Below are 14729 nucleotides of genomic sequence, written 5' to 3' on the forward strand. Positions count from 1 at the left end.
GTGTACTGTGCCCGCTTTGCCTTGCCTGTCATCGTTCTTCTCCTTGCTTGAGTTTACCTGCTCAGCAAGGGATTCGTTTTTCGGGGGCAAGCTCAGATGTTCAAAGTCTCGAATATGTGCCATTCATGCGCTATCACCTCGCTAACCTTCTGATCCGGCGACTCGGTGAGGGCTTCGCCAGAACGTTGATCCAACTAGCCAAGGACCGGCGATATGGCGGCTTCACAGTGGGACTTCAAGGTCTTTCAGACGATCCCGCCGACTTCGTAAAATTCGGCACGGCCGTTGCCCACGTTCTCGGTCCGTCGAACCACGACGCTATGTCGAGTACCTACTATGCACGTTTCCTTGTGAAACATACTGACAATAGCGATTCATACCTCCGTCAGGCTTATCGGCTGTTCACCATGCACACCGATGGCACTTTTGTTAGCGAGGCGACGAACTGGCTGCTGATGATGAAGTTTGCCGAGAATAATGCATTCGGCGGCGAGTCGAGGTTTCTACATCTCGACGATTGGGAGGAGCGCGACTCGTTCGTGAATCACCATTACGGCACAAAGCCATTCCTTTACAAGGCGCCCGGTTCGAAAAACGTGAGCGAAAAGGTTCAGCGCCCAATCTTCTTCCAAAGTGAGTTTGGCTTGTCGATTTCGTTTATCGACCAGTTCGTGCAACCCGCCAACCGAGACGAGGCAGCGTTCCTTCGCGCCCTTTCCGAGTCGATGGAAGCATCGAGCGGCACAAAGGAAGTTGTATTACCGGTGGGCGACCTGGTCGTTCTGAACAACTACTTCTACCTCCATGGTCGGGCGCCGTTCGAAACGAACGAAGCGTTGCACCGCGAGCTGATGCGGCAACGGGGCATGTTCTCGTAGGGTGAATTTTTTTGGAGGCTGCTGCCTCGCGTGGCGCGCCGCCATCGTGTGGGATGCGTTTTTGTGGAGAAACAGATGAAAGATGACGTCGACAGTGGACGAGTGAGTCATATGTCGCAGGGCAGGACGCCAAATCAGACTGCATATGGCGTCAGGAGCGATGTACCTGCGCGGCTTCGCAAGCTATTGTCGCTAGCGGACTTTGAATTGGCCGCGAGAAAAATTCTGCCGCGCCCGCTGTTCGGATATATCGCTGGCGCTGCCGAGGACGGGACTTCTCACACTGCCAACCGCACCGCGTTTGAGCAGCTTAAATTCCAGCCTCGGATACTTGTAGACGTGTCACGACGATCGCAGGCCGCCACGATCTTCGGGAAGACGTACGCGTCACCATTCGGAATCGCCCCTATAGGAATTAGTGCAATCTCCGCCTATCGAGGCGACGTTGTCCTGGCGACAGCCGCGAAGGAAGAGAACATCCCCGCAATCATGAGCGGTTCCTCGCTCATTCCGATGGAGACGGTCCGAACCGCCGCGCCGGACACATGGTTTCAGGCGTACCTCCCGGGTGGCACTGCTCGTATCGATGCACTGATCGACAGAGTCAAGGTTGCAGGATTTTCGACACTGGTTGTGACGGTCGATATACCGGTTTGGGCGAACCGGGAAAATAATGTTCGAACGGGTTTCTCGTTGCCATTGCGCCCGTCGCTGCGTCTGGCGATCGATGGCATCTCCCACCCAAAATGGTTGGCGGGCACCTTTCTGCGGACGCTGATCAACCATGGTATGCCACACTTTGAAAACTCGTTCGCAACACGCGGTGCACCGATGCTGTCGGCTACGGCCGTCCGTGACACGACCGGGCGTGATCATCTTTCATGGGGGGACATTGAACGAATTCGCCAGCGTTGGAGCGGCAACCTGGTTATCAAGGGAATTCTCCATGTTGATGACGCAAGACAGGCGGCGGAAATTGGCGCGGACGGAATCATCATTTCTAACCACGGGGGACGCCAGCTAGACGGTGCCGTTGAACCGCTGGGCGTCCTACCTCATATCAGTGACACCGTTGGCCATAAAACGGTTGTGATGATGGATAGCGGAATCCGACGGGGAGGAGACGTGCTCAAGGCGTTAGCGCTCGGAGCACGGTTCGTATTTGTTGGTCGACCGTTCATGTATGCGGCCGCAGTAGGTGGCGCTCCTGGGGTGCGCCATGCGATCTCGCTGCTCAGAGATGAGGTGGACCGAAACATGGCGATGCTTGGCACGTCGTCGATTACGGAGCTGCGCAATAAAGTAATCAGTGGCGACACTTGAGGACGTTGACGCCTTGGCTACCGCGCCTCGCGCGGAAATGGCAGGGTTAGGATTTCTTCTATAAGGCGAGGACTTGCCCCTCTTTGCAGGCCCTTCGGGCCTGTGCGTCGCCTACCGCAGGTGTCGTGCGCGTCTCTTGAAGCCGGGCCATTCCCCCAAGGGTCATTACGCATCGAGCACTTCTGCACATAATGCTAGCCACGCGCGTGCAGCGTGGGACAAATAGCGGTCGTGTGACCAGATGTTGGCCAGGGTCCACTCCAGTTCTGGCTCCGTGACCCGTGCAACCGAAAGCCCACTGACGTCTAATCGCGCCAGAAATGGTTGAGGTAAGAATGTTGTCCCGAGCCCCGCTTCGGACAACGCCGCGAGAAATTCCCAATGCCCGCTTTGGGCCACCACATGGGGCTCGATGTCTAACTCGCGAAACGCTGAGCGAAGCCGACGAGTCAAGGCGGATCCTTCCTCGAGGAGAACCAGCGGCTGGTCCTTAAATGTGGAGAGCTCCACGGTAGGCCGGCCAGCCCACGGTACATTCCGAGGGCCGACTGCGCATATCGCGTAACGCGCGATGACCCGCGAGGCAAGTTTCTCCTGGATGCCACCCGAAAACAGTACGGTTGCGGCCACTTCCAGTTCGCCGCCGATGATTTTCTGTTCGAGAACGCTACCCCCATGTTCAGCGAGACATAGCTCAAGCTTTGGGTAACGTCGTCGAAATTCACTCACGACAGCCGGGAAAAAAAGGTTGCCCATTCGTGGCATGCCTACGGTCAATTCACCACGGCCAAGCCGAGCGACATCAGCAACCTCGAGCTGCAGTTCGCGGATCACGCCTAATGCCTGCAACCCACGTTCATAAACGACGCGCCCTACGTCGGTGGGGTGGACCTTCCTTCCTTCACGGATCAAAAGCGGCTGACCGATCTCCTCCTCGAGTTGGCGCACCATTTTGCTGATTGTCGACTGGGTGACAAACACTGCGGCAGCGGCATGTGTAAAGCTGCCAAGTTTTACAGTCTCGACGAAATAGCGCAGGGCGCGGATATCTATAGACATGCTTGTTGCTTGTAGTCGGAAAAAATCGAATACCTTCTATGATAATTAATCGTACTGAGAATGACAAAACATTAACTACACTTTCGTGGAGCGACGTTAGCTGCCGGTTCGTGGGCAGTGAACAGATACCGTCCTGCACGAACTGACGCGAGATTAAAGGAGACTGAATTGTTAGAGGACCGTGTTCGATTGCCGCTGCTTCGCAGCAAAATAACGACAGCCGAGGAGGCGGCGTCACTGATTCATGATGGTATGACTGTCGGGACGAGTGGCTTTGGGGCTGCGGGCGACTGCAAGGTTGTGCCGCGCGCTCTCGCTGCCCGAGCACGAGAGGGACTGCGGATTAATTTGATGACGGGGGCATCGGGCGGGTACGACAGCGATGGTGTGCTAGCTGAGGCTAAGGCCATTCGTCGGCGCATGCCCTACCAGTCCGACAAGACGCTCCGTAATCAGATCAACGCTGGCGAGGTCATGTTTTTCGACCTTCACCTTTCAGAGATGGCGGAGCAACTGCGTGACGGCTATCTAGGTCCGGTGGACGTCGCCATCATCGAAGCCGTCGCAGTGACAGAAGCAGGCATTGTGCCGACCATGTCGGTTGGAAACTCAGCCGTGTTTGCGTCGCTCGCAAAGCAGGTAATTGTCGAGATCAATCTTGACATGCCGCTCACGCTGGAAGGGTTGCACGACGTTTACGCACCGGGTCCACGCGCCCACCGCTTGCCAATTCCGCTAACGGCAACAGAGCAGCGAGTTGGTCTACCGTATATTCCCGTGGATCTCGAGAAGATTGCGGCCATTGTTATAACCCGTAAGGGTGACAGTCCAAACCAGATTCAACCGCCCGACGCCGAAACAATGCAGATCGCGGGACATTTGAGCGAGTTTTTTGCAAATGAGGTCAGGGTAGGGCGGCTGCCACCGTCGTTGCAACCACTCCAGGCAGGTGTGGGTTCCATTGCGAATGCGGTTCTACATGGGCTGGTCGATTCTGGCTATCGTGGTCTGCGCATGTACTCAGAGGTACTGCAGGACAGTGCAATTGAATTGTTGGATGCGGGGTGTGTTGATTTTGCCTGCGCGTCGGCGCTCATGTTATCTGCACCATATCAGGCGCGGTTTTTTGATGATATCGAGAGGTACAGGTCTCGCATCCTCCTGCGGCCGCAGGAAGTCAGCAACCATCCCGAGATCATTCGTCGGCTTGGCGTCATTGCAGTGAACACAGCTCTTGAGTGTGACATCTACGGAAACGTGAATTCGACACACGTCTGCGGCACGCACATGATGAACGGCCTGGGTGGTTCGGGAGATTATGCACGCAACGCATACCTGTCCGTATTCGTGACGAAATCCTTGGCGAAGGGGGGTGACATTTCCAGCATCGTGCCAATGGTGTCGCATGTCGACCACGTCGGTCAAGATGTTGACGTCCTCGTGACCGAACACGGACTGGCCGATCTACGAGGCCTTGCGCCGCGCGAACGGGCACAGCAGATAATCACCAATTGCGCTGACCCGTTGTACCGGGACGCACTGCGTGACTACGTTACGAGAGCCGGAACTCGCGGCGGACACACTCCTCATTTGCTGGAGAGCGCCTTTGCGTGGCATACGTCTTACCAGCAACATGGCAACATGCGCGGGGCGCTGAAGTTGGATCTCTTTTGAAAGTCACTGGGTTTACAAATTATGTATGAAAAGTTATCTCTGTATATAGACGGCGAGTTCATCGACGGAGGGCCGCGATCGAGTCAGAACGTCCTAAACCCTTCCACCCTCGAAACAATCGCTCATCTCCCGCATGCCGATGAAGTGGACCTGGACCGTGCCATCGCTGCTGCGCATCGCGCGTTCGAATCATGGCGGCAGACGTCCGCGATGGACCGCGCAACGATTCTCCGGAATGTAGGGGCAAGGATTCGGGATGAAGTAGACGTGATTGCGCGCAATATCACGCTGGATCAGGGCAAGCCGCTCGCGGAGGCCAAAGCCGAGGTTCTGGCATGCGCAGATCACGTCGATTGGCACGCGGAAGAATGTCGACGCATCTACGGCCGAGTTATTCCAGCGCGCCATTCATCTATCCGGCAGATTGTCGTCCACGAACCCGTTGGCGTGTGTGCGGCGTTCACGCCGTGGAATTTCCCCTTTAACCAGGCTATTCGGAAAGTCGCGGCTGCCTTGGGCGCCGGATGTACGCTCATATTGAAGGGACCCGAAGAGTCGCCAAGCGCGATTATGGCGATTGCGCGGCTGTTTCACGATGCCGGATTGCCCAAAGGTTGTCTCAACATCGTATGGGGCAAGCCTGCCGAAATATCGCATCGGCTTATCACGTCTCCGATCGTCCGCAAGATTTCTTTTACCGGCTCCGTCGAAGTCGGCAAACAGTTGGCCGCCTTGGCAGGGAGCCACATGAAACGAGTGACCATGGAGCTCGGTGGGCATGCGCCAGTTCTCGTCTTCGACGATAGTGACGTTCCCCGGGCGGCAAAGATGCTTGCCAAACTCAAGGTCCTCAATGCAGGTCAGGTCTGTGTTTCTCCGACGCGCTTCTTTGTACAGGAGGGCGCGTACGATGAGTTCGTTTCGATATTTTTGGATACCCTCGCATCTGTGAAAGTCGATGACGGTCTGCAGGCCAACGTCAACATGGGGCCGGTGGCCAACGAGCGGCGCGTCGCGGCGATGTCAGCTTTTGTGGAGGATGCGAGACGCCTGGGAGGTAAAGTGCTTTTCGGTGGCGAACCGCTGCAGCGTACAGGCCATTTCTTTCCACCTACTCTCATTACGGACTTGCCCGACAGCGCAAAGCTGATGCGTGAAGAGCCGTTTGGCCCGATCGCGCCGATCGTTCGTTTCAAGGACGTCGACGAAGGGATCCGTCGTGCCAATAGCCTTCCGTTTGGTCTGGCCTCCTACGTGTTCACGGGGTCGCTGCACACCGCAACGTACGTCTCCAACGCCATCGAAGCCGGAATGGTAAACATCAACCACTTCGGGATATCACTGCCCGAGACGCCATTCGGCGGCATTAAAGATAGTGGCATTGGTGTCGAGGGCGGTAGTGAGACGTTCGACGGGTACGTAAGCGCCAAGTTCATCACGCAACGATAGTCCGGGGAGGGGGCATCGGCGACGCGCCCCTCTCGAAACTATTCGTTATCTGTGCCCTCGTGTACTAAAGTTGAACACAGGGGCGGATCCCTTAAAAGCACCGAACTGTCCGCACTGACCGGGCGCGTATCCGAGTGACCGCCGACCGGCGCCACGGCGTCCTGCCCCATATGCGAAACCGCGTGCACGATACCTGTCCGATCGGGACACGACAGCTTCAGGATGTAGCTGTTTTCAAGGTGGGGCAGGAGCGGTTCCGGTTCGATCAGCTTTTGACACGTTCTGAGCGCGGGTCGTAGGGTGCTTTGAGATGCACGGTGGCAGGCAGAAGGTCGCCGGCCACGTCGATCTCGTAGCGGCCGCTGCTCAGATACGCCGTGTCCGCGGCACCGTCCGGATTGTTGATGTAGCCCATCGCCACCGGGCAGCCGAGCGTATGGCCGAAGGCGGCCGAGCTGACGAAGCCGACTGGCTTGCCGTCGCGCAGGATCGCCTCGCCGCCCCATAGCATGCGATCGGCGGCGCCGTCGGCGGTGAGTATGGCCATGCGTCGGCGCAGCGGCTCCGCGCGCAGTTTCAGCAAGGCTTCGCGGCCACGGAACGGAATGTCTTTATCGAGCTTGCAGGCGAACGAGAGGCCTGCTTCGAACGGGGTGGAGTCCGGTGTCAGTTCGCGGCCCCATGCGCGGTAGCCTTTCTCGATGCGCAGCGAATCGATGGCGTAATAGCCCGCGTCGACGAGGCCGAACGGTTTGCCTGCCGCCTGCAGCGTCTCGTAGACCCCCGCGGCGAATTCGACCGGCACGTACAGTTCCCAGCCGAGTTCGCCCACGTAGGTGAGTCGCGTGGCGCGCACCGTCGCATAGCCGATATCCACTTCACGGCTCTGGCCGAACGGGAATGCCGCGTTGCTCCAGTCAGCCTTCGAGATGCTCTGCAGCAGCTCGCGCGAGCGCGGGCCCATCACCGCCAGCACCGCGTATTGGCCGGTGACGTCGACTAGCGCGCAGTGCTTGTCGTGCGGGATCGACTTTTCGATGTAGTCGAAATCGCGTGTGGTCTGCGCCGAGCCGGAGACGATCAGGTATTGATCGTCGACGAGGCGGGTCAACGTGAAGTCGGACTCGTAGGTGCCGCGCTCGTTGAGCATCCCGGTGTAGACGGTGGTGCCGGTCGGCACGGCAACATCGTTGGTGACGATGCCTTGCAACACGCTTTGCGCGTCGCGCCCCTTCACGAGGAATTTCGAAAACGAGGTCATGTCGAACAGCGCCACGCCTTCGCGGCAGGCGCGATGCTCGGCGCCGCTCCATGGCAGCCAGTTCTGCTGACCGAAGGCGTAGTCGATCTTTGCTTCGGCCACGCTTGGCGCGAAGAAGTTCGGACGCTCCCAACCCATCTTGCTGCCGAAGCTCGCGCCCTGGTCGCGCAGCATCGGGTAGAGCGGCGAGCGGCGGAACGGGCGAGCGGAATCGAGTTCGCGGTTCGGCCAGGGCATGGCGTAGTGCAGGCCGAGGGTTTCCTTCACGCGATCGTGCAGCCAGGTGTCGTTGCCGTTAAAGCGCGCAAAGCGGCGAATGTCGACCGGCCACAGGTCCATCGTGGGTTCGCCTGCGACGATCCATTCGGCGAGCGCCATGCCCGCACCGCCCGCCGACGCGATGCCCATCGAATTGAACCCCGCGCCGACGAAAAAGCGCCGCAACTCCGGCGCTTCGCCGAGCATGAAGTTGTTGTCCGGCGTGAACGACTCCGGGCCGTTGTAGAACTGCTTCACCTGCGCTGTTTCGAGTGCGGGCACGCGCTGCAGTGCATTTTCCATCAGGATTTCGAACTGATCCCAATCGTCGGGCAGCAACTGGAATTCGAAATTGTCCGGGATGCCGTTCATGCCCCACGGCTTCGCGTTCGGCTCGAAGCCGCCCATCACGAGGCCGCCAACTTCCTCCTTGAAATAGATGAAGCCGTCCGGATCGCGCATCACGGGCAGGTCTGGATGCACGCCGGCAATGCGCTCGGTGACGATGTAGTAATGCTCGGCCGAGTGCAGCGGCACGGTCACGCCGCACAGGCGGCCGACCGCCTTGGCCCACTGGCCTGCGCAATTCACGACGATATCCGCGCCGATTGTGCCTTCTTCGCCGTCCTTGTTGCGCCACGCGAGGCCGCTGACTTCGCGCGCGCCGGTCGTGCCGTTTGCCTTGTCTTCGAGCGCGGTGCGCGTATGAATCGCCGTGACGCGGGTGTTTTCGACGATGCGCGCGCCGCGCGTGCGGGCGCCGCGGGCGAGCGCCTGGGTCAGATCGGTGGGATTGGCTTTGCCGTCGCCGGGCAGCCAGACGGCGCCGAGCAGGTCGTCGGTGCGCATCACTGGCCATAGTTCACCGGCTTCCCGCGGGCTGATCACGTCGCACGCTACGCCGTAGGCGCGCGCGACGGCGGCGGTGCGCTTGAGTTGGGTCATCCGTTCGGCCGTGCGGGCCACCGAGAGCGAGCCGCATTGCTTCCAGCCGGTTGCAAGGCCGGTGTCGGCTTCGAGTTCGGCGTAGAGCGCGGTCGAATAGCGGATCAGCCTGGTCATGCTTTCCTGCGCGCGCAGTTGGCCGACGAGGCCGGCTGCGTGCCAGGTCGTGCCGCACGACAACTGACCCTGTTCGAGCAGAACCACATCGGTCCAACCCAGTTTGGTGAGGTGATAGGCGACCGAACAGCCGACGATGCCGCCCCCGATGATGACGACGCGGGCGTGGGCTGGAATGGATGTGGACATTTGTGGAAATGAGTTGAATTAACGCGCGTAGATTGCAACAAAATTTGGCAAAAAGCAACGATCGATTTGGCTGATCTGGGATCAAAGGAGGTCGCGGATGCGTCGGCAAGAGACGGCGGCGCTACCTTTTTGTAACCAAGTAGGTTAATATCGATCGGAGGCCAGAGTGGAAAAAAATACGCCTCACTGCAAATTGGCAGATGTCCAGGGCCTGGTGCGCGCAGGGAAGGTCAGAATCACGAAATCGGCCGTGATTGGGGCTGCGGCACTCGGCCTCGGACCTGCAGCAATCGTCGAAACGTTGATGTCGCTTGATCGGCGCCAATTCAGAAAAAGCATGACCACGTACGCGGATCACCGGGTCTGGCAGGACGTCTACTGCGCCGTGACTGAAGCAGGCATGGTCTATTTGAAATTGACGGTGGTCGATGACGTCCTCGTCGTGTCATTCAAGGAGTGCTGAGCATGAAATGTCCGAACTGCGGAGCGGCCGAACTGGTGCGCGATACGCGCAATATGCGCTATGTCTACAAGGGGGAGACGGCCATCTTCGAGGCCGTCACTGGCGACTATTGCCCGGCATGCGAAGAGGCGGTGCTCGACATGGACGAGGCGACCCGCACGGGTCAAATGATGCTGGCCTTCAACAAAGAGGTGAATGCATCGCAAGTGGATCCCGCCTTCATTTCCGCCGTACGCAAGAAGCTTGATCTGGACCAGCGCGAGGCAGCAGAAATTTTCGGCGGCGGGGTGAACGCTTTTTCGCGGTACGAGAATGGCAAGACCAGGCCACCGCTCGCGCTTATCAAGCTGTTGAAGGTGCTGGATCGGCACCCGGAGCTGCTGGCGGAAGTGAGGGCGGGCTGAACTTCAGTGCGCCGCATGTGGGTTTGTATGGGAGTTCGTTGGGATTTCTTGGTGAACTATGAGGTGTTTGCTAGACTGGGTGCCGTCATCCCGGTCTCCATCCTATGTTCTCCACCCAACGCCAAGCCGAAATCCTGAGGCTCGTCCGCGAGCAGCGCACCTGTACGATCAGTGATCTCGCCGGCCGCTTCAAAGTTTCCGACGAGACCATTCGCCGCAATATCAAGCCACTAATCGCCGATGGCCTGCTCATCAAGGTCCATGGCGGCATCATGCTGCCCGAGCGTCTCGACGAGCCGCCGTTCCAGCGGCGCATGGTGGCAAGCCGCAAGGGCAAGCAGGCGATTGGCGCGCGCATCGGCGAACTCGTGCGCGACGGCGACTCGCTGATTCTCGACGGCGGTACGACCTGCCTGCATATCGCCCAGGCACTCTGCGCGCGCTCGCGGCTCACGGTGGTGACCCATTCCATCGAAGTGGCCCGCCTGCTGGCGCCGCGCAACGGCAATCGGGTGTTCATCGCGGGGGGCGAGCTGCGCGCCGACGACTCCGCCGCTTTCGGCGACAGCGTGTTGACCTTCCTGCGTCAGTTCCACGTGCGCTACGCGATCGTCTCGGTCACCGCAATCGACATGCAGGGCCGTTTCATGGATGCGCTGCCCGCCGACGTGGCGTTTTCGCTCGCGGCCTTTGCGCAGGCCGAGCGGCGCGTGGTGGCGGCGGATCACGCGAAATTCGGTCATAGCGCGTTGGTGCACGCTTTCGGCCCGGATGCGGCCGATCTGCTGGTCACCGACGAGGCGCCGGCTCCCTCGCTCGCTCAGGTGTTTGCTGCGGCGGGGCTGGAAGTGAGCGTCGGAGCGCCTGCGCAAGGCGGTGCCGCGCCGGATGCGGGAAACGGTGATCATGCCAACCTGCCGACAGGCGCTGCGCCCTGAGAAGTCGGGCCGCTGATCGGCCGGCGAGTCAGGCGAACCAGTCCCGGCCGCGCTTTCGACGCCTTTCTCAGCCCTCAAAGCCGTCGCCACAGCCGATTGCGTCCAACGCGTAAAATGGCGGGTTACCACGGGCAATCCATGCTGGACCGAAACTGCGCGGGCAGTCGCCATTCATCGCCTGCCGCGCGGCTTCCGTGTCCACGCATCGTCGCCTTCGCCGGCTTGAAAAGGAATGGACCCTGATGTCGTCAGTTTTCTTCGATCGGGAACGGATTACGGAATGGCTGGGTGACCACACCGTCGCCAAGGCGCGCTCGGTTGGCGCAGTCACGAAGGTGGAGTGGCGCGGCGACACGCTAAGCGGCGATGTACAAGGCACGCAACGCCAACCCTACCGCACGCGAGTGCGATTTCGTACCGATGGCGGTTCACCGTGGGCGCAGGGCGACTGCAGCTGCCCGGTCGGCCGCAACTGCAAGCATGTCGCCGCGCTGCTGCTCGCGGAGCTCGAGTATCACGACGAGATGGACCACATCACCCGCGTCGATATCGGCGCCGATGAGCACCCGTTCGGCGGCTACCCGCAGATGCCGTCCGGAGGAGCGACAGCGCAGTCGCCGTCTGGCGTGCGTCCCGAACTGGTCAGCTGGCTGGAGCGTTTTCGCGCGCGCGCCGAGGCCGCCGATGCGGTCGCCCAGAAGGCGGCCGCCGCGCGCACCCAAACGCTGGCCTATCTCCTGAACTGGTCCAGGTTCCACCTGCGCCATGAGGTGGTGTTGTACCGGGCGCGCTGTAAGCCGGACGGCACGATTGTCGAAGTCGACGAGCCGTGGGGCAATGTGGAAGCGGCCCTGCTCAAGCAACCCAGATTCGTCTCCGACGAAGACCTGTCGATCCTGCGCGGCCTGTGGCTCGGCCGCTCGCGCGAGGACTTCGGGCAGTTCATTCTGCGCGGCACGAGCGGCGCGGAGATGCTGCAAAAACTGATCGCCACGGGTCGCCTGTTCTTCGAGTTCAAGCCGGCGCCGGGTCACGAGGGGCCGACTCCGCTGTCGCGCGGCGCCGACCGGCCCGGACGGATCGAATGGGAGCCGCTGGCGGACGAACGCCTGCGGCCCGTGCTGCGCACCGAGCCGCGCGCCACCATGGTGCTGCCCACCGAGCCGGTCTGGTACGTCGACGGCATCGCCAATGAAGCGGGCATCGTCGAATCGTCACTGCCGTTCCAGCAGTTGCCCGATTACCTTGCCATGCCGCCGATCTCGCTAGCCGAAGCGCCGCTCGTCGCCGCGGTGCTGCGCGAGATCGCGCCCGACTTGCCGCTGCCGCCCACGCACGACGCCTCCTCGATCCGCGTGATCGACGTCGATCCCGTGCCGGTGCTTACGCTCAATAGCCATGCGCTACCGTCTGCGGGCAAGACGGGGCAACGCAAAGCCGAGGCCGTTGAGCTGGCCGGCGTCAGCTTCGATTACGACGGCGTCAGCATCAATGTCGACAGCAGCGTCACGCTTGTGCCGATGCCGGGCGGCGACGTCATCCATATCCGCCGGCGCTACGAGGCCGAGAAGAAGCGCTTGCTCGAACTGCGCAAGACCGGGCTGCAGAAAGTGCCGACGAGCCGTGTGTACGCATCGCGGCTTTTGCCCGATACGATGCTCGGCCTGCCCGATGCCGAATCCTGGTCCGCCTTCGTCAACGACGCCGTGCCTGACCTCGTGAGCCAAGGCTGGCGCGTGACGATGGCGCCGCAATTCCGCTACAACGTCATCGAGATCGATGCGATCGAAGGCACCGCGCAGCAGGCGGGCGACGGCTGGTTCGATCTGGAGATGGGCATCCGCATCGGCGAGCGCAACGTGCGGCTCGAGCCGCTGCTTGCCGATCTGTTCCGGCGCGACCGGCGCTGGCTCGGCGGCAAGCTCGAAGCCATCGCCGACGACGAGCCGATCGAGCTGAAGACCGAAGAAAACAAACGTCTGCGTCTGCGCGCCGACCGGTTGAAGCCGGTGGTGCGCGTGCTGGTCGACCTGTTCGACGCCTTGGGCGGCACGTTAGCGGAAGGCGCGCCGCTGCGCGTGCCGTCCGTCGATGCGGGCCGGCTCGAAGCATTGAACAGCACGGGCCGCTGGCAATTCCAGGGCGACGATTCGATTCGCCAACTGGCGCGCCGTCTGCAGGCTGGCCCGGGCTTGCATGAGGTGCCGGTGCCGCGTGGCCTGAAAGCGGAGTTGCGCGGGTATCAGCAGCAGGGTCTGGACTGGATGCAGTTTCTACGCGAACACGATCTGGCCGGCGTGCTCGCCGACGACATGGGTCTCGGCAAGACCGTGCAGACGCTCGCGCACATCCTCGCGGAGAAAGAAGCGGGGCGGCTCGACCGTCCCGCGCTGATCGTCGTGCCGACCACGCTCGTGCACAACTGGCGCGAGGAAGCGCGCCGCTTCGCGCCCGAACTGAACGTGCTGGTGCTGAACGGCCCGCAGCGCAAGGAGCGCTTCGAACAGATCGGCGAGCACGAACTGATTCTCACGACTTACGCGCTGCTGTGGCGCGATCAGAAGGTGCTCGCCGAGCATGACTACCACCTGCTGATCCTCGACGAGGCGCAATACGTCAAGAATGCAACGACCAAAGCCGCGCAGGCGATCCGCGGGTTGCGCGCGCGGCATCGGCTGTGTTTGACGGGGACGCCGCTGGAAAATCACCTTGGCGAACTGTGGTCGCAATTCGATTTTCTGTTGCCGGGCTTTCTCGGCAGCCAGAAAGATTTCACCAAACGCTGGCGCAATCCCATCGAGAAAAACGGCGACGGTGTGCGCCGCGCGCTGCTGGCCCGCCGCATCCGGCCGTTCATGCTGCGCCGGCGTAAGGACGAGGTCGCGAAGGAGTTGCCGGCCAAGACCACCATTTTGTGTTCGGTCGATCTGGAAGGCGCGCAGCGCGATCTCTACGAAACAGTGCGCACGGCGATGCAGGAGAGGGTGCGTGCGGCGGTCAGCGCGCAGGGCCTCGCGCGCAGCCACATTATCGTGCTCGACGCCTTGCTCAAGCTGCGCCAGGTCTGCTGCGATCCGCGCCTCGTGCGGAAAATCCAGGTGGACGAGAAGCAGGGCGAACCTGGCGAGAAGCGCGGCAATGAGCGGCGCGGCAAAGCGGACAAAGCGGACAAAGCGGACAAAGCCGAAAGGGGGGCGCGCGTTACGCGCTCGGCCAAGCTCGATTTGCTCCTGTCGATGCTGCCTGAATTGATCGAGGAAGGACGGCGCGTGCTGCTGTTCTCGCAGTTCACCGGCATGTTGTCGCTGATTGCCGAAGCGCTCGAGGAAGCCGCGATTCCCTATGTGATCCTGACCGGCGACACGGCGGACCGCATCACGCCGGTCGAGCGTTTCCAGCAGGGCGAGGTGCCGCTGTTCCTGATCAGTCTGAAGGCAGGCGGCGTGGGCTTGAATCTGACCGCCGCCGATACGGTGATTCACTACGATCCGTGGTGGAACCCCGCCGCCGAGAATCAGGCGACCGACCGCGCGCATCGGCTGGGGCAGGACAAGCCTGTGTTCGTCTACAAGCTGATTGCCGCGGGCAGCATCGAAGAAAAGATCGTGGCGTTACAGGAGCAGAAGGCGGGACTCGCCGACAGCATTCTCTCCGAAGACGCGGCCGGCGCCGCCAAGTTCTCGGACGACGATCTCGACGCGCTATTCGCGCCGATGCCGGAGATTGAAAGCGGGCGGTGAGAGGTGTGGGCTGCGCCTGCCGTAGAGCCTA

10 protein-coding genes are annotated in these 14729 nt (G+C 60.9%); 8 read left to right on the plus strand and 2 right to left on the minus strand.

The window, feature by feature from the left end; translation table 11 throughout:
- Positions 1–5 precede the first annotated feature (5 nt).
- Together glaH and P3T22_RS24520 are read left to right on the plus strand one after the other, a co-directional pair.
- Positions 6–878: a glutarate dioxygenase GlaH gene (glaH, locus tag P3T22_RS24515; protein ID WP_429326468.1), complete on the plus strand. Its 873-nt coding sequence runs from the start codon at positions 6–8 to the stop codon at positions 876–878.
- A 111-nt stretch (positions 879–989) separates the two neighbouring features.
- A complete protein-coding gene (locus P3T22_RS24520; RefSeq protein ID WP_429326469.1) occupies positions 990–2201 on the plus strand; it encodes an alpha-hydroxy acid oxidase in 1212 nt (403 codons plus the stop codon).
- Between the two features lie 165 nt (positions 2202–2366).
- Here P3T22_RS24520 and P3T22_RS24525 read toward each other — a convergent pair whose 3' ends face one another.
- Positions 2367–3260 carry a LysR family transcriptional regulator gene (locus P3T22_RS24525; protein WP_429326403.1) on the minus strand — a complete coding sequence of 298 codons (894 nt, stop codon included), beginning with the start codon at positions 3258–3260 and terminating at the stop codon, positions 2367–2369.
- Between the two features lie 168 nt (positions 3261–3428).
- Here P3T22_RS24525 and P3T22_RS24530 point away from each other — a divergent pair, with 168 nt between their 5' ends.
- Together P3T22_RS24530 and P3T22_RS24535 are read left to right on the plus strand one after the other, a co-directional pair.
- Positions 3429–4934, plus strand: coding sequence for an acetyl-CoA hydrolase/transferase family protein (locus tag P3T22_RS24530; RefSeq protein ID WP_429326404.1), 1506 nt, complete (start codon positions 3429–3431; stop codon positions 4932–4934).
- Between the two features lie 21 nt (positions 4935–4955).
- Positions 4956–6383, plus strand: a complete 1428-nt coding sequence (locus P3T22_RS24535; RefSeq protein ID WP_429326405.1) for an NAD-dependent succinate-semialdehyde dehydrogenase — start codon at positions 4956–4958, stop codon at positions 6381–6383.
- 265 nt (positions 6384–6648) lie between these two features.
- Here the strand turns inward: P3T22_RS24535 and P3T22_RS24540 are convergent, their stop codons facing one another.
- Positions 6649–9153, minus strand: coding sequence for a GcvT family protein (locus tag P3T22_RS24540; RefSeq protein WP_429326406.1), 2505 nt, complete (start codon positions 9151–9153; stop codon positions 6649–6651).
- A 166-nt stretch (positions 9154–9319) separates the two neighbouring features.
- Here P3T22_RS24540 and P3T22_RS24545 point away from each other — a divergent pair, with 166 nt between their 5' ends.
- From P3T22_RS24545 to P3T22_RS24560, 4 genes are all read left to right on the plus strand, one after another.
- Complete coding sequence (locus P3T22_RS24545; RefSeq protein ID WP_063498891.1) at positions 9320–9616, plus strand: type II toxin-antitoxin system MqsR family toxin; 297 nt, start codon at positions 9320–9322, stop codon at positions 9614–9616.
- 2 nt (positions 9617–9618) lie between these two features.
- Positions 9619–10020 (plus strand): type II toxin-antitoxin system MqsA family antitoxin, encoded by a 402-nt coding sequence (locus P3T22_RS24550; RefSeq protein ID WP_063498892.1) that lies wholly within the window; start codon positions 9619–9621, stop codon positions 10018–10020.
- Between the two features lie 104 nt (positions 10021–10124).
- Complete coding sequence (locus P3T22_RS24555) at positions 10125–10958, plus strand: DeoR/GlpR family DNA-binding transcription regulator (protein WP_429326407.1); 834 nt, start codon at positions 10125–10127, stop codon at positions 10956–10958.
- A 242-nt stretch (positions 10959–11200) separates the two neighbouring features.
- Entirely contained in the window at positions 11201–14698 is a 3498-nt protein-coding gene (locus P3T22_RS24560; protein WP_429326408.1) for an SNF2-related protein, read from the plus strand.
- Positions 14699–14729 lie beyond the last annotated feature (31 nt).

It is taken from the genome of Paraburkholderia sp. GAS348, from assembly GCF_050434205.1.
Taxonomy (GTDB): Bacteria; Pseudomonadota; Gammaproteobacteria; order Burkholderiales; family Burkholderiaceae; genus Paraburkholderia.